The sequence below is a fragment of the Pseudomonas sp. LBUM1640 genome (genome assembly GCF_059716225.1).
In genome coordinates, this window is record NZ_CP166816.1 from 6,256,120 (window position 1) to 6,275,468 (window position 19,349).

Here is a 19,349-nt window from a genome sequence, read left to right on the forward strand (position 1 = left end):
AGGCCTCTTGCATGTCCGATCCTCGCTACCAGATCGACGTCAGCGTCGTCACCCGCTTCCTCGCGGACCAATCGCAACCCGAACAAAACCGTTTCGCCTTTGCCTACACCATCACGGTGAAGAACAACGGGCAGGTGCCGGCCAAGCTACTGTCGCGCCATTGGGTGATCACCGACGGTGACGGCCAAGTCGAGGAAGTGCGCGGTGCCGGCGTGGTTGGCCAGCAACCGTTGATCGCCCCCGGCAAAAGCCACACCTACAGCAGCGGCACCGTGATGACTTCGCGCGTCGGCAACATGCAAGGCAGCTATCAGATGCTCGCCGACGACGGTAAACATTTCGACGCCATCATCGCGCCCTTCCGCCTCGCGGTGCCTGGAGCCCTGCACTGATGGCGACCTATGCGGTCGGCGACCTGCAAGGCTGCCTGGAGCCTCTCAAGTGCCTGCTCGAGCGGGTTGCCTTCAACCCGGCCAGCGACCGCCTGTGGTTAGTGGGCGACTTGGTCAATCGCGGCCCCGAGTCTCTGGAGACCCTGCGCTACTTATATAGCCTGCGCGATTCGCTGGTGTGCGTACTGGGCAACCATGACCTGCATCTGCTGGCCGCCGGCAATAACATCGAGCGCCTGAAAAAGGGCGACACCCTGCGCGAGATCCTTGAAGCGCCGGATCGCGCCGAGCTGCTTGAGTGGCTGCGCCAGCACAAGCTCATGCATTACGACGAAGGCCGCAACATGGCCCTCGTCCACGCTGGCATCCCGCCGCAGTGGACGCTGAAGAAAGCCCTCAAGTGCGCCGCCGAAGTCGAGAGCGCCCTGGCCGATGACAACCTGTACACCGCCTACCTCGACGGCATGTATGGCAACGAGCCGGTCAAGTGGGACAACGACCTCACCGGCGTGGCCCGCCTGCGCGTGATCACCAACTACTTCACGCGCATGCGTTTCTGCACCGCCGAGGGCAAGCTGGACCTCAAGAGCAAGGAAGGCGCCGACACCGCGCTGCCCGGCTACAAGCCCTGGTTCGCGCACAAGGAACGCAAGACCCGTGACACGAAGATTATTTTCGGCCACTGGGCGGCCCTTGAGGGCAAGTGCGATGAGCCCGGTGTATTCGCCCTCGACACCGGCTGCGTGTGGGGCGCCAGCATGACCCTGATGAACATCGACACCGGCGAGCGCCTGAGCTGCCAGTGCGAATCCCCCCTTTCTGTGACACTGCCGGCCGCCAAGCCCTAGGAGCCCGCCATGAGCGAATTCAAACGTATCCCTCCCGAACAAGCCCTGGCCCTGCGCGAAAAAGGCGCTGTGGTGGTCGACATCCGCGACCCTCAGGCTCACGCCGCCAGTCACATCACTGGCGCGCAACATCTGGACAACCACAACATTGCCGACTTCATCCGCGCCGCCGACCTCGACGCGCCGGTGATCGTCGCCTGCTACCACGGCAACTCCAGCCAGAGCGCGGCGGCCTATCTGATCAGCCAGGGCTTCTCCGACGTGTATAGCCTGGACGGCGGCTTTGAGCTGTGGCGCGCGACCTATCCTGCAGAAATTGCCTCAAGCGATTCGCAATAATTTTTTTCACACCCCGCTACCCCGCGTGACGCTTGGGCTCGCGCCGTTTCTGACGAACGGCGCAGCCAAACTAATTACGTATCCCGCCTTGACCTCCCCGATTCCGAACTATCCTTAAGCGCAGGCCATCCGAATCAGGGGAGAGCCGGTACACCGGCGTGCGGGTCATCGGTAGCGTTTCAGGGTGTTTGGGGGGAAAACGGCCATTGGTTGATCACCAATGACTGCCAGCATCGACTGATTGACCCGGCGTCGGCTCCACGTATCGAGCGAGGTGACGACGTCATGAGTATCTTTAGCCACTTCCAACAACGCTTCGCGTCCACACAGCAGGAAGAACTCACGCTGCAAGAGTATCTCGAGCTGTGCAAACAGGACCGCAGCACCTACGCGTCTGCCGCCGAACGCCTACTCTTGGCGATTGGTGAGCCGGAGCTGGTGGAAACCGCCAATAATTCGCGCCTGTCGCGAATATTTTCCAACAAGGTGATCCGCCGCTACCCGGCCTTTGAAGACTTCCACGGCATGGAAGAATGCATTGACCAGATCGTCTCCTACTTCCGCCATGCCGCCCAAGGCCTGGAAGAGAAGAAACAAATTCTCTACCTGCTCGGCCCCGTCGGCGGCGGTAAATCGTCCCTGGCTGAAAAACTCAAACAACTGATCGAGAAGGTGCCCTTCTACGCCATCAAGGGCTCGCCGGTGTTCGAGTCGCCCTTGGGGCTGTTCAACGCCACGGAAGATGGCGCGATCCTCGAAGAAGACTTCGGCATCCCACGGCGCTACCTCAATACCATCATGTCGCCCTGGGCCACCAAGCGCCTGGCCGAGTTTGGCGGGGATATCAGCCAGTTCCGCGTGGTGAAACTCTACCCGTCGATTCTCAACCAGATCGGCGTGGCAAAAACCGAACCGGGCGATGAAAACAACCAGGATATTTCGGCGCTGGTGGGTAAGGTCGATATCCGCAAACTCGAAGAATTCCCACAGAACGACGCCGACGCCTACAGCTACTCGGGCGCGCTGTGCCGGGCCAACCAGGGCCTGATGGAGTTTGTGGAGATGTTCAAGGCACCGATCAAGGTGCTGCACCCACTGCTCACCGCCACCCAGGAAGGCAACTACAACAGTACCGAAGGCCTGGGCGCGATTCCGTTCACCGGGATCCTGCTGGCCCACTCCAACGAATCGGAATGGCACACCTTCCGTAACAACAAGAACAACGAAGCGTTCATCGACCGGATCTACATCGTCAAGGTGCCGTACTGCCTGCGGGTCAGCGATGAGATCAAGATCTACGACAAGTTGCTGTTCAACAGCTCCCTGGCCAAGGCTCACTGCGCGCCTGACACCTTGAAGATGCTCGCTCAGTTCACCGTGCTGTCGCGGCTCAAGGAGCCGGAGAACTCGAACATCTATTCGAAGATGCGCGTCTACGACGGCGAAAACCTCAAGGACACCGATCCCAAGGCCAAGTCGATTCAGGAATACCGCGACACCGCTGGCGTTGACGAGGGCATGAACGGCCTGTCCACACGTTTTGCGTTCAAGATTCTCTCCAAGGTATTCAACTTCGACCCGCACGAAATTGCGGCCAACCCGGTGCACCTGCTGTATGTGCTGGAGCAGCAGATCGAACAGGAACAGTTCCAGGCCGAAACCCGCGAGCGCTACCTGCGCTTCCTCAAAGAGTACCTGGCGCCGCGCTACATCGAGTTTATCGGCAAGGAAATACAGACTGCGTACCTGGAGTCCTACAGCGAGTACGGCCAGAACATCTTCGACCGCTACGTGCTGTACGCCGACTTCTGGATTCAGGATCAGGAATACCGCGACCCGGAAACCGGCGAGATCCTCAACCGCGTGGCCCTCAACGAGGAGCTGGAGAAAATCGAGAAACCGGCCGGCATCAGTAATCCGAAGGATTTCCGCAACGAAATCGTCAACTTCGTACTGCGCGCCCGCGCCAACAACAACGGCAAGAACCCTACCTGGCTCAGCTACGAGAAGCTGCGGGTGGTCATCGAGAAGAAAATGTTCTCCAACACCGAGGATCTGCTGCCGGTCATCAGCTTCAACGCCAAGGCCAGCAAGGAAGATCAGCAAAAACACAACGACTTCGTTACTCGAATGGTCGAGCGCGGCTACACCGACAAACAGGTACGGCTGCTCTCCGAGTGGTATCTGCGGGTTCGTAAATCACAGTAAGGCAGCGACAGGCGTGCGCTGCCGGGCCCTTGGCCTGGCAGCTGACCGCTTGTCTCTAAGCTTCCAGCTCGCGGCTTGAAGCTTGTAACGTGAAGCTGCCCGGAGGGCTCCCCATGAGCTATGTGATCGACCGACGCCTCAATGGCAAGAACAAGAGTACGGTAAACCGTCAGCGTTTCCTGCGGCGCTACCGTGACCACATCAAAAAGGCGGTTGAAGAGGCCGTCAGCCGCCGCTCCATCACCGACATGGAGCATGGCGAACAAATCAGCATTCCCGGGCGCGACATCGACGAACCGGTGCTGCACCACGGCCGGGGCGGCAAACAGACCGTCGTGCACCCAGGCAACAAGGAATTCACCACCGGCGAACACATCCAGCGCCCGCAAGGCGGTGGCGGTGGTAAAGGCCCTGGCAAGGCGGGTAATTCCGGTGAGGGCATGGATGAGTTCGTGTTCCAGATCACCCAGGAAGAATTCCTCGAATTCATGTTCGAAGACCTGGAACTGCCCAACCTGGTCAAACGTAACCTGACCGGCACCGACACCTTCAAGACTGTCCGTGCCGGGATCAGCAACGAGGGCAACCCGTCGCGGATCAATATCATCCGCACCCTGCGCTCGGCCCATGCCCGGCGTATTGCCCTGTCGGGCAGCAGCCGTGCCAAACTGAAGCAGGCCAAGGAAGAGTTGGCGCGTTTGAAGCGCGAAGAGCCGGACAACTTCGGCGATATCCAGGAAATCGAGGCAGAAATCGAAAAACTCAGCGCGCGGATTCACCGCGTGCCGTTCCTCGACACCTTCGACCTGAAATACAACCTGCTGGTCAAACAACCCAACCCAAGCTCCAAGGCCGTGATGTTCTGCCTGATGGACGTGTCCGGCTCGATGACCCAGGCCACCAAGGACATCGCCAAGCGCTTCTTCATCCTGCTGTACCTGTTTCTGAAGCGGAACTACGACAAGATCGACGTAGTGTTTATCCGCCATCACACCAGCGCCCGAGAAGTGGATGAAGAGGAGTTCTTTTACTCGCGGGAAACCGGCGGCACCATCGTGTCCAGCGCGCTGAAACTGATGCAGGAAATCATGGCCGAACGCTACCCGGCCAATGAGTGGAACATTTACGCGGCTCAGGCTTCCGACGGCGACAACTGGAACGACGACTCGCCCATCTGCCGCGACATCCTGATTAACCAGATCATGCCGTTCGTGCAGTACTACACGTACGTCGAGATTACCCCCCGTGAGCACCAGGCCCTGTGGTTCGAATATGAGCGCATCGGCGAAGCCTTTGCCGACACCTTCGCCCAGCAGCAACTGGTCTCGGCCGGCGATATCTACCCGGTCTTCCGTGAACTCTTCCAGCGCAGGTTAGTGACATGACCGCCAAAAAAGAGCATAAGCGCCAACCCATTTCCACCGGCTCCGAGTGGACCTTTGAACTGATCCAGGCCTATGACCGGGAAATCAGCCGTATCGCGGCGGGTTATGCCCTGGACACCTACCCCAACCAGATCGAAGTGATCACCGCCGAACAGATGATGGATGCCTACGCCTCGGTCGGCATGCCCTTGGGCTATCACCATTGGTCCTACGGCAAACACTTCCTCAGCACCGAGAAGTCCTACACCCGTGGCCAAATGGGTTTGGCCTACGAGATCGTGATCAACTCCGACCCATGCATCGCCTACCTGATGGAAGAAAACACCATCTGCATGCAGGCACTGGTGGTGGCGCACGCGTGCTACGGGCACAACAGCTTCTTCAAGGGCAACTACCTGTTCCGCACCTGGACCGATGCCAGCTCGATCATCGATTACCTGGTGTTCGCCAAGCAATACATCATGCAATGCGAGGAACGCCACGGCATCGACGCGGTGGAGGATCTGCTCGATTCCTGCCATGCCCTGATGAACTATGGGGTCGACCGCTACAAACGCCCATATCCGATTTCTGCCGAGGAGGAGCGCCTGCGCCAGAAGGAGCGCGAGGAGCACCTGCAGAAACAGATCAACGACCTGTGGCGCACCATTCCCAAGAAAACCGGGAAAAACAGCGACAAGGACAACGCACGCTTCCCCGCCGAACCTCAGGAAAACATCCTGTATTTTCTGGAAAAACACGCACCACTGCTGGAACCTTGGCAACGGGAAATCGTGCGTATCGTACGCAAGATCGCCCAGTACTTTTATCCACAGCGCCAGACCCAGGTGATGAACGAAGGCTGGGCAACGTTCTGGCACTACACCTTGATGAATGATCTGTACGACGAGGGTCTGGTCACCGACGGCTTCATGATGGAGTTCCTCACCTCCCACACCAGCGTGGTATTTCAGCCAGGCTTCGACAGCCCGTATTACAGCGGTATCAACCCCTACGCGCTGGGCTTTGCCATGTACCGCGACATCCGACGCATGTGCGAACACCCCACCGAGGAGGACCGCCGCTGGTTCCCGGAAATCGCCGGCAGCGATTGGTTGTCGACCATCAAGTTCGCCATGAGCAGCTTCAAGGACGAGAGCTTCATCCTGCAGTACCTGTCACCCCAGGTCATTCGCGACCTCAAGTTGTTCAGCATCATGGATGACGACCTCAAGGACGACCTGGTGGTGCCAGCGATCCACGACGAGCCTGGTTACCGCACCATCCGCGAGACCTTGGCGGCGCAGTACAACCTGGGCAACCGCGAGCCTAACGTGCAGATCTACAGCATCGACGTGCGCGGCGACCGTTCGCTGACCCTGCGCCACCAGCAGCACGACCGCAAACCTTTGGGCGAATCCACCGAGGAAGTGCTTAAGCACCTGCACCGTTTGTGGGGCTTCGACATTCACCTGGAAACCCTGCAGGGCGACCAAGTGATGAAAACTCACCATGTGCCACCGCGCAACGATCACAACGACAACGACTACGGCCGCCTGGACCTGGCTGTGGTGCATCTCTGAAACAGCAAAGCCTCCATTAGCCCGGCACAGGCGGTATCCTGTGCCGCTAATGGAGGCTTTTTCATGAAAATCTACACAGTCGGCGGTGCGGTGCGTGATCGCCTGCTCGGCATCAAAGTCACCGACATTGACCGCGTAGTTGTCGGCGCAACCACTGAGGCAATGCTCGCCAAGGGCTACAAGCCGGTGGGCGCTGACTTCCCGGTGTTCCTGGACCCAAAGAACGGCGACGAATATGCCCTCGCCCGCACCGAGCGCAAGAGTGGTCGGGGTTACGGCGGCTTTGTGTTTCATGCCAGCCCCGAGGTCACGCTGGAAGAAGACCTGATTCGCCGCGACCTCACCATCAACGCCATCGCCGAGGACGATGACGGTAACTTGAGCGATCCGTACCACGGCCAGCGTGATCTTGAAGCACGCATTTTGCGCCACGTATCCCCGGCGTTTGCCGAAGATCCTCTGCGAGTGCTGCGCGTTGCGCGCTTTGCGGCGCGTTATGCACACCTGGGTTTCACCGTAGCGCCTGAGACGCTGGAACTGATGCGTCAGCTCAGCGAATCCGGCGAACTGGAAGCCTTGACCCCGGAGCGCAGCTGGAAAGAAATCTCCCGGGCGTTGATGGAAGACCAACCTCAGGTGTTTATCCAAGTACTGCGTGACTGCAATGCGCTGAAAACCCTGATGCCGGAAGTGGATGCGCTGTTCGGTGTACCACAGCCCGAAGCCCATCACCCCGAAATCGACACCGGCATACACACCTTGAGCGTGCTGGAACAGGCGGCCCTGCACAAACAACCCCTCACCGTGCGCTGGGCCTGCCTGCTGCATGACGTAGGCAAAGGCCTGACGGCTGTGGATAAGTTGCCGCAGCATATTGCCCATGAACATACGGGCTTGAAGCTGATCAAGGCGGTCAACGAGCGCTTCAAGGTGCCGAGGGATTGCCAGGAACTGGCGCTGTTGGTGGGCCAATATCACACTCACGGCCATCGTGCGCTGGAGCTCAAAGCCTCGACATTGCTGGAGTTGCTGCAGAGTTTTGACGTATATCGGCGACCGCAGCGCTTCGAGGAGTTTGTGGTGGCGTGCGAAATGGATGCACGAGGCCGTAAAGGCCTGGAACAGAGAAGTTATCCACAGGCGGATTATTTGCGCGGTGCGGCCAAGGTGGCGCGCGAAGTGGCCGTGGCGCCTCTGCTGGAGAAAGGCTTCACAGGCCCGGCGCTGGGCGAGGCGCTCAAGCGCGAACGGCTCAAGGCGCTGAAAGCTTACAAGGAACAGCACAACGCCTGAACGCCAACCTTTGTGGCGAGGGAGCTTGCTCCCGCTGGGTGCGCAGCGCCCCCAGAAGCTTGGGGCTGCTTCGCAGCCCAGCGGGAGCAAGCTCCCTCGCCACAGAAAGCTTGGTGCCTACAAGAATGCGTTCGGGGTGAGTTGCCGGCCCTGCCACTCAAAGCCGACTGGTGCCAGCACCTGATCGATCTGCGCGTCGCGCCACAACTCGGCTAATGTCTTGCCCGCCTCCGGGTGCACGCGATCCGGCGCCATCAAGGACAGCGGCCACAATACAAAGGCATTTTTCAGGATTTCTGCGCGCGGCAGGATCAAGCCATCGAAATTCCCCACCAGTTCGCCATACAGCAACACATCGATATCCAGCGGCAGCCCCTTGCGATCCGGGGCATAGCGGCCGTTGTCGGCCTCGATGAATTTCAACCGGCGATCCAGTTCCATCAACGGCAGGTCGGTATACGCCGACACCACCAGGTTGAAGAACGGCCCACTCTTGATGCCCACCGGCTGGCTTTCGAACACCGGCGAGCAGCGCATGTCGGTCAGGAAGCTCGCCAGCGCATCCAGGCCAGCGCGCAAATGCGGCTCGCGCTCGATATTGCTGCCAAGGCCAAGGTAAACCTGAGTTAGCGACATCCGCGCTCGATCTCCACGCCCACGCCCTTGGCTGCCGGCACGGCGCCTGGCTTGGTCAACTTGAGGTGCAGCCAGGGAATCTGGAATTCACTCATCAGCACTTCGGCCAGGCGCTCGGCAAAGGTTTCCACCAACTGGTACTGGGACTGCTCGGCAAAGGCCTGGATACGCGCGGACACGCTGGCGTAATCGAGCGCCAGCGTCAGGTCATCACCGGCCGCAGCCGGACGATTGTCCCAGGCGAAGCTCAGGTCCAGGCGCAGGCATTGCTTGATGCCGCGCTCCCAGTCGTAGGCCCCGATTACGGTGTCAACTTCCAGGCCTTCGATAAACACTCTGTCCAAGCTCTTCTCCGCAGCACGACAAGGGCGCGATGCCCCGTTAGAATCAGGGCGTCCTCGCCCGGAATAGTTAGCATGTTTTGGTTACTGGCGATTCTCGCCTACCTGCTCGGCTCGCTGTCCTTCGCCATTTTGCTCAGCCGCCTGACGGGAAATCCCGACCCGCGAATGAGTGGCTCAGGCAATGCCGGCGCCACCAACATGTTGCGCCTGGTCGGCAAGAAACTCGCCGTACTGACGCTGCTGGGCGACGTCTGCAAAGGCCTGTTGCCCGTACTGATCGCCAATTTAGCTGGCCTTAGCCTGCAACAGCAGGCCTGGGTGGGCGTGTGTGCCGTCCTGGGCCATCTGTTCCCGCTGTACTTCCGCTTTCGCGGTGGCAAGGGTGTCGCCACGGCGGCCGGCATGTTGCTGGGGATTTACCCCCCAGCTGCGTTGCTAGCCGTGCTGGCCTGGCTGCTGACGTTTTACCTGACCCGCACCAGCTCGTTGGCGGCACTGATCGCCACACCCCTCACCCTGCCATTGCTGGCCTGGCAGGAACCTGCGGCGCTGTTGCCGATGAGCGTGCTGACACTGCTGATCGTCTGGCGCCACCGCGGCAATTTACGCGACCTGTTTGCCGGGCGCGAACGGCATTTTTAAATACCCGCCCTGAACCCGGCTCACGGCGCACCTCAAAGCGGTGACAGCTGCTCCATCGGCCAGCGTGCCTGCACGCTGATCGCCAGGCTTTCATGTTGCCCGGCCTGCAGGCGCTGGCAACCGGCATAGGCGATCATCGCGCCGTTGTCGGTGCAGAACTCAGGGCGCGCATAGAACACATCGCCTTGCATGTCGCCGAGCATTTTTTCCAACGAGGTGCGCAAGGCTTTGTTGGCGCTGACGCCGCCTGCGATCACCAGGCGCTTCATGCCCGCCTGCTTCAGGGCGCGCTTGCACTTGATGGTCAAAGTCTCCACCACGGCCTGCTGGAACGCCAGTGCGATGTCGCAACGGGCTTGCTCACTGTCGTCCCCGGCGCTGACGCTCTGTTGCCAGGTGTTCAGTGCAGAGGTTTTCAAGCCACTGAAGCTGAACATCAAGCCTGGGCGATCACACATGGGGCGCGGGAAGGTGTAGCGGCCCGGGACGCCGTTTTCGGCAAGGCGAGCGATTTCCGGACCACCGGGGTAATTGAGGCCCATCATCTTCGCGGTCTTGTCGAACGCTTCACCCGCGGCATCATCCAGGGACTCGCCCAACAGCGTGTATTGGCCGATCCCGTCGACCTGAACCAACTGCGTATGCCCCCCCGAAACCAACAAAGCGACGAACGGGAACTGCGGCGGCGTTTTTTCCAGCATGGGCGCCAGTAAATGGCCTTCCATATGGTGCACGCCGAGGGCCGGAATGCCCCAGGCAAACGCCAGCGCCTGGGCGCAAGAGGCCCCAACCAGCAGGGCTCCGACCAATCCAGGGCCTGCGGTGTAGGCAATTGCATCGATCTCGGTCGGCACGCAGCCGGCCTCGTCCAACACCTGGCGAATCAAGGGCAGCATGCGCTTGACGTGATCACGGCTGGCCAGCTCCGGCACCACACCGCCATAGGCGCGGTGAAGGTCGATCTGACTGAACAGTGCATCGGCCAAAAGCCCGCGTTCACTGTCGTAAAGTGCGACACCGGTTTCGTCGCAGGAGGTTTCAAGTCCCAGTACTAGCATGGGTTTGCGCCTTGTAGAGGCTGAATTCGAAGGCGCGCATAATAGTCGCCACTCCCCCTCCCGACTAGCGGTTTTCGATCAGAGGCTTTGCATTCCGGGCAATGAGGGGTTAACATCCGCAACCCTTAAAAACCGACGACCTCAGCCGCGAATTTTTTGCGACGAGAACGTTGATTCCCGGTAATGAAAGAAGGTAGCTCTGGATGCCAGCCGTCAAAGTAAAAGAGAACGAACCCTTCGACGTAGCTCTGCGTCGTTTCAAGCGCTCCTGCGAAAAAGCCGGTGTTCTGGCTGAAGTTCGTAGCCGCGAATTTTATGAGAAGCCAACTTCTGAGCGTAAGCGCAAAGCAGCAGCCGCTGTTAAGCGTCACGCTAAGAAAGTTCAGCGCGAGCAGCGCCGCGCCGTTCGTCTGTACTAATACACAGACTTACGTAGCAAGCTTCTGCCAAGCCCGGCCCTCAGCCGGGCTATTGGCATTTGCGGATATCGCTTGATGCTTCATCGTCGACGCCGCACATGCGACCGAGACACTGCTTCACACGTCAGGACTGGCTCTTTTGCCAGCGGTGCACGTCTCTTCTGACGAGCCTAACAAGGCTACTGACGAGCACACTCATTCTACAAACAGACGATCAACTGTGTCGGCTGTGCCCAACTATGCGTTTCCGAGGCCCACCATTGGCCAACACCGGACGCCCGGGCAACATTTCCATGCCGAACGCTGATAGAAATTAACGTCAGTGAATGTTCGGCAGATACACTCCCTGACAGCCCAAGCAGACGACAGTTGATCGAGCCGCACATTTGCGCGCCCGAGCACTTCGCGGGCCTCATGACACGCAGTGATGACGAGAACGCCATGGCCGGGCTAATTCCCCAGAGCTTTATTGACGACCTTCTGAACCGCACCGACATCGTCGATGTTGTCAGCTCGCGCGTGCAATTGAAAAAAGCCGGCAAAAACTACACCGCCTGCTGCCCGTTCCACAAAGAAAAGACACCCTCGTTCAGCGTCAGCCCCGACAAGCAGTTCTACTACTGCTTCGGCTGCGGCGCGGGCGGCAATGCCCTCGGCTTCCTCATGGACCACGACAACCTGGACTTCCCCCAGGCTATCGAGGACCTGGCCAAAGCCGCCGGCATGGAAATACCCCGAGAAGAAAGTGGCCGCCCGCACAAACCGCGGCAACCCACCGACTCGCCGCTGTACCCGCTGCTGACAGCCGCTGCCGACTTCTACCGTCAGGCGCTTAAAAGCCACCCGCAGCGCAAGGCCGCCGTCGATTACCTCAAGGGCCGTGGCCTCACCGGTGAAATCGCGCGGGACTTTGGCCTCGGTTTCGCGCCCCCCGGCTGGGACAACCTCTATAAGCACCTGAGCAGCGACACGCTGCAGCAGAAGGCCATGATCGACGCCGGGCTGCTGGTGGAAAACGCTGAGACCGGCAAGCGCTACGACCGTTTCCGCGACCGTGTGATGTTTCCGATCCGAGACAGCCGTGGCCGGATCATCGCTTTTGGTGGGCGCGTACTAGGGGACGACAAACCCAAGTACCTGAACTCCCCGGAAACCCCGGTGTTTCACAAAGGCCAGGAACTCTACGGCCTGTTCGAAGCGCGCAAGAATAATCGCAACCTCGATGAAATCATCGTGGTTGAAGGCTATATGGACGTGATCGCCCTCGCCCAGCAGGGCCTGCGTAATGCCGTCGCCACCCTCGGCACCGCGACCAGCGAAGAACACATGAAGCGCCTGTTTCGCGTGGTGCCCAGCGTATTGTTCTGTTTCGACGGCGACCAGGCCGGCCGCAACGCCGCCTGGCGCGCACTCGAAGCCACGCTGTCGAGCCTGCAGGACGGGCGCCGCGCACGCTTTCTGTTCCTGCCTGAAGGCGAAGACCCGGACACGCTTGTGCGCTCCGAAGGCACCGACGCATTCCGTGCGCGCATCAACCAACACGCGCAGCCGCTGGCGGACTATTTTTTCCAGCAATTGACCGAAGAAGCCGACCCGCGCTCCCTCGAAGGCAAGGCCCACATGGCCACCCTCGCAGCGCCGCTGATCGACAAAGTACCGGGCGCCAACCTGAAATCACTGATGCGCATGCGCCTGCTGGAAATCACCGGCCTGAGCGGCGAAGCCGTCAGCCAGCTGGTACACAACGCACCGCAAGATGCGCCGCCGGCGTACGACCCGGGCATGGATTACGACGCCATGCCGGACTATTCCGACTTCCACCAACCGCAGGAGGCCTACACGCCCCAGCAAGAGTGGACACCGAAGAAACCCGGCGCCGGCGGCAAAAAATGGGACAAGAAACCCTGGAGCAAGAACGGCAAACGCGGTGATCGCGATGAAGCCTACGCTCCACGTACGCCAGTGGCGGTGGAAGCCCCGACGCTTATTGCGTTGCGCACGCTGATCCACCACCCGCAATTGGCCAAGAAAGTTGAAAGCGCTGATCACTTTGCCAACGAAAGCAACACTTATGCTCAGGTGCTGATCGCCTTGATCGAGGCGGTACAGAAAAATCCTAAGCTAAACTCAATTCAGTTGATGGCTCGTTGGCATGGCACCGAACAAGGCCGGCTATTGAAAGCACTCGCAGAAAAGGAGTGGCTAATTGACGGCGATAACCTTGAACAACAGTTTTTAGACACCATTACTAGGTTATCCGCGGGTCAGCATACGCAGACCCTCGAAGAGCTCATCAAGAGAGCAAGGCAGCCGGGATTGTCGGCTGAAGAGCAGATTCAGATAGCAAAACAGATGCGCGACCTCTTAAAACAGAATGTTTCCGCATCAAACCCGACCTCAGCTGGCGTGTGAGGTCATAGCTCGGGTATAATCCTCGGCTTGTTTTTTGCCCGCCAAGACCTTCAGTGGATAGGGTGTTATGTCCGGAAAAGCGCAACAGCAGTCTCGTATCAAAGAGTTGATCACACTGGGTCGTGAGCAGGGTTACCTGACTTACGCAGAGGTCAACGACCACCTGCCTGAGGATATTTCAGATCCAGAGCAGGTGGAAGACATCATCCGCATGATTAACGACATGGGGATCAACGTATTCGAAACTGCGCCAGATAAGGATTCCCTTATGCTGGCCGACGCTGATACCGACGAGGCTGCGGCCGAAGAGGCAGCAGCAGCGTTGGCAGCAGTGGAGACCGACATCGGTCGCACGACGGACCCTGTGCGCATGTATATGCGTGAAATGGGTACGGTCGAGTTGCTGACACGCGAAGGCGAAATTGAAATCGCCAAGCGTATCGAAGAAGGCATCCGTGAAGTGATGGGCGCAATTGCGCACTTCCCTGGCACGGTTGACCATATTCTGTCCGAGTACACCCGCGTCACCACCGAAGGCGGTCGCCTGTCCGACGTCCTGAGCGGTTACATCGACCCGGACGACGGCATTGCGCCGCCTGCCGCCGAAGTACCGCCGCCAGTCGACCCGAAAGCTGTCAAAGCTGACGACGACACTGACGACGACGAGGCTGAAGCCAGCAGCGACGACGAAGATGAAGTCGAAAGCGGCCCGGACCCGGTCATCGCTGCCCAGCGTTTCGGTGCGGTTTCCGATCAAATGGAAATCACCCGCAAGGCCCTGAAAAAGCACGGTCGTGGCAACAAGCTGGCAATCGCCGAGCTGGTGGCCCTGGCTGAGCTGTTCATGCCGATCAAGCTGGTGCCGAAGCAATTCGAAGGCCTGGTTGAGCGTGTTCGCAGTGCCCTGGAGCGTCTGCGTGCCCAAGAGCGCGCAATCATGCAGCTGTGTGTACGTGATGCACGTATGCCGCGTACCGACTTCCTGCGCCAGTTCCCGGGTAACGAAGTTGACGAAAGCTGGACCGACGCACTGGCCAAAGGCAAGGCGAAATACGCTGAAGCCATTGGTCGCCTGCAGCCCGATATCATTCGTTGCCAGCAGAAGCTGACTGCGCTTGAAACCGAAACCGGTCTGACGATTGCCGAAATCAAGGACATCAACCGTCGCATGTCGATCGGTGAGGCCAAGGCCCGCCGCGCGAAGAAAGAGATGGTTGAAGCGAACTTGCGTCTGGTGATCTCCATCGCCAAGAAGTACACCAACCGTGGCCTGCAATTCCTCGATCTGATCCAGGAAGGCAACATCGGCTTGATGAAGGCTGTGGACAAGTTCGAATACCGTCGCGGTTACAAGTTCTCGACTTATGCCACCTGGTGGATCCGTCAGGCGATCACTCGCTCGATCGCCGACCAGGCCCGCACCATCCGTATTCCGGTGCACATGATCGAGACGATCAACAAGCTCAACCGTATTTCCCGGCAGATGTTGCAGGAAATGGGTCGCGAACCGACCCCGGAAGAGCTGGGCGAACGCATGGAAATGCCTGAGGATAAAATCCGCAAGGTATTGAAGATCGCTAAAGAGCCGATCTCCATGGAAACGCCGATTGGTGATGACGAAGACTCCCACTTGGGTGACTTCATCGAAGACTCGACCATGCAGTCGCCAATCGATGTCGCCACTGTGGAGAGCCTTAAAGAAGCGACTCGCGACGTACTGTCCGGCCTCACTGCCCGTGAAGCCAAGGTACTGCGCATGCGTTTCGGCATCGACATGAATACCGACCACACCCTTGAGGAAGTCGGTAAGCAGTTTGACGTGACCCGTGAGCGGATCCGTCAGATCGAAGCCAAGGCGCTGCGCAAGTTGCGCCACCCGACGCGAAGCGAGCATCTACGCTCCTTCCTCGACGAGTGATAACAGAACCCCCGGCCCAGGCCGGGGGTTTTGCTTTGTGCAGATTACTTTCTACAGATTAACTGCCCCGCTACGCCCCTCCCCCGCAATGCCCGTCTACACTCGAAACATTCCCCGTGCCATAACGAGACCGTTATGCCCAGACTGCCGACCGTGATACTGCTGTCGCTGCTGACCTGGACCGCAACGGCTGGCGCGTTGACTCTCACTGATGAAGAGCGTAGCTGGCTGGCGGACCATCAGGAGCTGCGCCTTGGGGTGGACGCCTCTTGGCCACCCTTCGAGTACCGAGACCAAAATGGCCGTTATCAAGGCCTGGCCGCCGACTACGTGCGCCTGATCCAGGACCGCCTGGGCGTCAGGATCAACCTGATCGAGCCCGTAAACTGGAGCGCCGTGCTCGAACAGGCCAAAAACAACCAGCTCGACCTGCTGCCCGGCATCATGTCCACCCCGGAGCGCCAGAGCTTCCTGGCCTTTACGCGCCCGTACCTGGATTTCCCGATTATCATCCTCGCCCATGAAGGTGGTGCGAAACCACGCAACCTCAAGGACTTGTACGGTCTCAAGATTGCCGTGGTGGAGAACTACGCCCCCCACGAATTGCTGCGCACCCACCATCCTGACCTCAACCTGGTGGCCATGCCCAACGTCAGCTCGACGCTGCAAGCGCTGGCCACCGATGAAGTGGACGCCGTGGTCGGTGATCTTGCCTCCAGCGTCTGGAGCCTGCGCCAACTCAAGCTTGATGGTTTATACGTCAGCGGCGAAACGCCCTATCGCTATCAGTTGGCGATGGGCGTGCCGCGTGATGAGAAAATGCTGGTGGGCATCCTGGATAAGGTCCTCGCCGACCTCAGCCCCAGCGAAACCGACGCTATCCAGCAACACTGGGTCGGCAGCATCACTAATCACCGCACGTTCTGGTACGACCTGCTGATGTACGGCCTGCCAGCCGTGCTGCTGTTGAGCACCGTGCTGGCTATCGTGATTCGGATCAATCGTCGACTCAGCTCGGAAATCTCCCGGCGGGTCGCCCTCGAACAAGAACTGCGCAGCAGCGAATATCACTATCGCGGGCTGGTGGAGAGCTTGTCCGCCATCGCCTGGGAAGCCAGCATCACTGATTTCACCTACAGCTACGTGTCACCCCATGCCGAGGAACTGCTGGGCTACCCGCGTGCGCATTGGCTGATCCCAGGCTTCTGGCGCAACATCGTCCACCCCGCCGACCTGACACGTGCCGAGGCCTACTGCTACCGGGAAACCCGCGCCAACCGTGACCACAGCATCGATTATCGGGTAATCACCGCCGATGGCCGCTGCTTGTGGGTGCGCGACATTGTCAGCCTGATCGAGCATGGGCATGAGCCGGTACTGCGCGGCCTGATGATCGATATCAGCGAAGCCAAGCGCACCGAAGAAGCCTTGCAGCTGTCCGAACAAAAATTCGCCTCGGTGTTCCAGCAATGCCCGGACATCCTGGTGATTGCGCGCCTGTCCGACGGCTGCCTGCTGGAGGTCAACAAGGCGTTTGAGGACCAGATCGGCCTGAGTGCCGCAGACGTGGTGGGCAAAAGCGCCACCGAATTGAATATCTGGGGCATTCAAGGCGTGGGCCCCGACCTGCTGCAACGGGTGCAGACCACCAGCATCCGCAACCTGGAAATGTCTTTTCGGCGCAGTAACGGCCAGGTCTTTACCGGGCTGATCTCGGCGGAGCCGTTCCAACTCGACACCACAGAAGCCTTGGTGGTGGTGGTGCGCGATATCAGCCAGCTCAAGGAGACCCAGCAACAGCTGCAAACCTCCGAAGAGAAATTCGCCAAGGCCTTCCACGCCTCACCCGATGGCTTGCTGCTCAGCCGTCAGCGCGATGGGCTGCTGATTGAGGTGAATGACGGCTTCAGCCGCCTTACCGGTTTCACCAGTGCCACCTCAATCGACCAATCCACCCTGGACCTGGGCATCTGGGTCGACCTCAACGAACGCAAGCACATGCTCGAACTGATGCAACGCGACGGTTTTGTCCGCGATTTCGTCTGCCGTATACGCCGTAACGATGGGCAGATTCGCCTCTGCGAAGTGTCCAGCCGGCCGCTGCCCATCGGCGATGAAGCGTGCATGCTGACCATCGCGCGGGACATCACCGAACGCCAGTTCATGCAGGAAAAACTGCAACAGGCGGCCACGGTATTTGAAAGCACTGCCGAAGGTGTGTTGATCACCGACACCCGGCAGAACATCAGCGCCGTTAACCGTGCCTTCAGCGAAATTACTGGCTACAGCGAAGCCGAAGCCCTCGGCAGTACGCCGCGCCTGCTCGCTTCCGGCCTGCATGACAGCGCGTTCTACGCGGCAATGTGGCACCAGTTGACTGCCCAGGGGCACTGGCAGGGTGAGATCTCCAACCGCCGTAAAAACGGCGAGTTGTACCCCAGCTGGCTGACCATCAGTGCCGTGCGCAACCGCGAGCAAGTGATCACCCACTTTGTCGCCGTGTTTGCCGACATCTCCAGCCTCAAGCATGCCCAGGCGCGTCTCGACTACCAGGCGCATCATGATCCACTGACCGGCCTGCCCAACCGCACCCTGTTCGAAAGCCGGCTGCAGGCGGCACTTAACGGCCAGCAGGAAAGTGGCAACCAAGGCGCGGTGCTGTTCCTCGACCTCGACCGTTTCAAACACATCAACGACAGCCTCGGCCACCCGGTCGGCGACCTGCTGCTCAAGGACATCGCCGTACGCCTCAAGGAGCAACTGCGCGACGTCGACACCGTGGCGCGCCTGGGTGGCGACGAATTCATCATCCTGCTACCCGGCCTGCAACAAGCCAGCGATGCCGAGCACCTGGCCAACAAGCTGCTCGCCTGCTTTACCCCGCCGTTTCAGGCCGGCGAGCACGAGTTCTTCATCAGTGCCAGTATCGGCACCAGCCTGTACCCGCAGGATGGCACCGACGTCGCCACCTTGGTCAAAAACGCCGACGCGGCGATGTACCGCTCCAAGGCCAAGGGCCGTAACCGCGTCGAAAGCTATACCCGCGACCTCACCGCCCAAGCCAACGAGCGCGTGGCCCTGGAACACGAACTGCGCCGGGCCATCGAGCGTGAAGAGTTATTTCTGTACTACCAACCAAAGCTGAGCCTGGACACCCAGGAACTGATCGGCGCCGAAGCCTTGATCCGCTGGCACCACCCAACCTTTGGTGATGTTCCGCCTGAACACTTCATCGCCCTGGCCGAAGAAAACGGCATGATCCTGCAGATCGGCGACTGGGTACTGGAACAGGCGTGCCGTCAGATGCACCTGTGGAAAGAAATCTTCGATGACTTCGGCCCACTCTCGGTCAACCTGGCCGGCGCCCAACTGCGCCACCCCGGCCTGCTCGCACGCATCGAACAGCTCCTGCGCGACTACCGCCTGGAGCCCGGCTGCCTGCAACTGGAAATCACCGAAAACTTCATCATGAGCCAGGCCGAAGAAGCCCTGGAAGTGCTGCACCAACTCAAACGCCTGGGCGTGCAACTGGCAATTGATGACTTCGGCACCGGCTACTCATCCCTCAGTTACCTCAAGCGCCTGCCACTGGACTTCCTCAAGATCGACCAGTCCTTCGTACGCGGCCTGCCCGACGACCCCCACGACGCCGCCATCGTGCGCGCCATCATCGCGCTGGGCCACAGCATGCAATTCACCATCATCGCCGAAGGCGTAGAGAACGCCGCACAACAGACCTTCCTGGCCGCCGAAGGGTGTGAACAGATGCAAGGCTACATCGTCAGCCTGCCCCTGCCGCCCGAGCTTTTTGCCGAGGCTTTTCTTCATATGAGGGTTTCAGACTTTTCGGATGGCACAGTGGGGAAACCATCGTTATAATCCGCGACCTACTG

At 59.6% G+C, this 19,349-nt stretch carries 15 protein-coding genes; 12 read left to right on the top strand and 3 right to left on the bottom strand.

What is annotated here, in order from left to right; translation table 11 throughout:
• The first annotated feature begins 11 nt into the window (after positions 1-11).
• The 7 genes from apaG to ACA065_RS27910 all read left to right on the top strand — a co-directional run bounded on the left by apaG (position 12) and on the right by ACA065_RS27910 (position 8,027).
• Positions 12-392, top strand: a complete 381-nt coding sequence (gene apaG / locus ACA065_RS27880; protein ID WP_497692353.1) for a Co2+/Mg2+ efflux facilitator ApaG/CorD — start codon at positions 12-14, stop codon at positions 390-392.
• Entirely contained in the window at positions 392-1,240 is an 849-nt protein-coding gene (locus ACA065_RS27885) for a symmetrical bis(5'-nucleosyl)-tetraphosphatase (RefSeq protein WP_497692354.1), read from the top strand. Before apaG ends, ACA065_RS27885 begins: the two co-directional genes overlap by 1 nt.
• 9 nt (positions 1,241-1,249) lie before the next feature.
• Positions 1,250-1,579, top strand: a complete 330-nt coding sequence (gene glpE, locus ACA065_RS27890; RefSeq protein ID WP_497692355.1) for a thiosulfate sulfurtransferase GlpE — start codon at positions 1,250-1,252, stop codon at positions 1,577-1,579.
• Positions 1,580-1,864: 285 nt separating this feature from the next.
• Positions 1,865-3,787 (top strand): PrkA family serine protein kinase, encoded by a 1,923-nt coding sequence (locus tag ACA065_RS27895; protein ID WP_003194732.1) that lies wholly within the window; start codon positions 1,865-1,867, stop codon positions 3,785-3,787.
• Positions 3,788-3,900: 113 nt separating this feature from the next.
• Complete coding sequence (locus tag ACA065_RS27900; RefSeq protein ID WP_003194735.1) at positions 3,901-5,172, top strand: YeaH/YhbH family protein; 1,272 nt, start codon at positions 3,901-3,903, stop codon at positions 5,170-5,172.
• On the top strand, positions 5,169-6,734 hold the full coding sequence (locus tag ACA065_RS27905; protein WP_497692356.1) for a SpoVR family protein: 1,566 nt from the start codon (positions 5,169-5,171) through the stop codon (positions 6,732-6,734). Before ACA065_RS27900 ends, ACA065_RS27905 begins: the two co-directional genes overlap by 4 nt.
• A 63-nt stretch (positions 6,735-6,797) precedes the next feature.
• On the top strand, positions 6,798-8,027 hold the full coding sequence (locus ACA065_RS27910) for a multifunctional CCA addition/repair protein (RefSeq protein WP_497692357.1): 1,230 nt from the start codon (positions 6,798-6,800) through the stop codon (positions 8,025-8,027).
• Positions 8,028-8,144: 117 nt separating this feature from the next.
• On the opposite strand, the gene folK is transcribed toward ACA065_RS27910, so the two are convergent.
• A complete protein-coding gene (folK, locus tag ACA065_RS27915) occupies positions 8,145-8,663 on the bottom strand; it encodes a 2-amino-4-hydroxy-6-hydroxymethyldihydropteridine diphosphokinase (RefSeq protein ID WP_497692358.1) in 519 nt (172 codons plus the stop codon).
• A complete protein-coding gene (gene folB, locus ACA065_RS27920) occupies positions 8,654-9,007 on the bottom strand; it encodes a dihydroneopterin aldolase (RefSeq protein ID WP_026140135.1) in 354 nt (117 codons plus the stop codon). Before folB ends, folK begins: the two co-directional genes overlap by 10 nt.
• Before the next feature lie 72 nt (positions 9,008-9,079).
• Here folB and plsY point away from each other — a divergent pair, with 72 nt between their 5' ends.
• Positions 9,080-9,649, top strand: coding sequence for a glycerol-3-phosphate 1-O-acyltransferase PlsY (gene plsY, locus ACA065_RS27925; RefSeq protein ID WP_497692359.1), 570 nt, complete (start codon positions 9,080-9,082; stop codon positions 9,647-9,649).
• 32 nt (positions 9,650-9,681) lie between these two features.
• On the opposite strand, the gene tsaD is transcribed toward plsY, so the two are convergent.
• The gene (tsaD, locus tag ACA065_RS27930) at positions 9,682-10,707 is read right to left on the bottom strand and encodes a tRNA (adenosine(37)-N6)-threonylcarbamoyltransferase complex transferase subunit TsaD (RefSeq protein WP_497692360.1); all 1,026 of its coding nucleotides are present in this window, start codon (positions 10,705-10,707) and stop codon (positions 9,682-9,684) included.
• A gap of 203 nt (positions 10,708-10,910) precedes the next feature.
• On the opposite strand from tsaD, the gene rpsU reads away from it, so the two are divergent.
• From rpsU to ACA065_RS27950, 4 genes are all read left to right on the top strand, one after another.
• Entirely contained in the window at positions 10,911-11,126 is a 216-nt protein-coding gene (rpsU, locus tag ACA065_RS27935) for a 30S ribosomal protein S21 (RefSeq protein ID WP_002551877.1), read from the top strand.
• A 441-nt stretch (positions 11,127-11,567) separates the two neighbouring features.
• Positions 11,568-13,538, top strand: a complete 1,971-nt coding sequence (gene dnaG, locus ACA065_RS27940; RefSeq protein WP_497695428.1) for a DNA primase — start codon at positions 11,568-11,570, stop codon at positions 13,536-13,538.
• A gap of 67 nt (positions 13,539-13,605) precedes the next feature.
• Positions 13,606-15,456: an RNA polymerase sigma factor RpoD gene (gene rpoD / locus ACA065_RS27945; RefSeq protein ID WP_497692361.1), complete on the top strand. Its 1,851-nt coding sequence runs from the start codon at positions 13,606-13,608 to the stop codon at positions 15,454-15,456.
• Between the two features lie 135 nt (positions 15,457-15,591).
• Positions 15,592-19,335, top strand: a complete 3,744-nt coding sequence (locus ACA065_RS27950; RefSeq protein ID WP_497692362.1) for an EAL domain-containing protein — start codon at positions 15,592-15,594, stop codon at positions 19,333-19,335.
• The last annotated feature ends 14 nt before the right edge of the window (positions 19,336-19,349 follow it).